Genomic DNA, 521 nt, shown 5'->3' with positions numbered 1-521 from the left:
GGCGCGTCACCGTGCCCGCCGTACCGCTGGACCGCCCGCTGCGGCGGCTCCCGTACGAGGCAGCTGCGCAGTACGGGCCGGAGGGCGGGGAGCGGGTGCGCGGCGTACGGTCCGGCGCGCTGTTCCTGGCCGGACCGCTCGCCCCCGGCTGGCACACGGTCGGCGGCAACGCGGCCGTCTTCGGCCAGCTGGGCGCCGACCGCTTCGCGATCGACGGCGCGGGCGACGACCTGTGGCGGGCCACGGAGGAGTTCGGCGCGGTGTACCGCGTACGGGCCCTGCCGGTGGGGGCCTCCGCGACCGTGCGCGTCGACAGCCAGACGGACACGGGCAACTGGGCCCGCGCCGGCATCATCGCCCGCAACCGGCTCGCCACGCGCTCTCCCGGAGCGGTGAATCTGGCCGCGACTCCGGGCGAGGGCGTGGTCCTCTCCTACGCCACGACGGCTTCGGGAGCCTTCGACGGCTACCGGCGGGTGGCGGGGGTACGGGCACCGGTGCGGCTGCGGCTGACGCGGGTG

The 521-nt window shown here is 77.2% G+C and carries 1 pseudogene; it reads left to right on the top strand.

The features are described 5' to 3' along the window. Nucleotides 1–521: pseudogene (locus K6I34_RS37930) on the top strand (alpha-N-acetylglucosaminidase); the annotation flags it as partial.

The organism is Streptomyces sp. UNOC14_S4 (assembly GCF_020740835.1).
Classification (GTDB): Bacteria; Actinomycetota; Actinomycetes; order Streptomycetales; family Streptomycetaceae; genus Streptomyces.
Note: the sequence above shows the minus strand (reverse complement) of the source record. Positions and strands in the feature narration are given on the sequence as shown.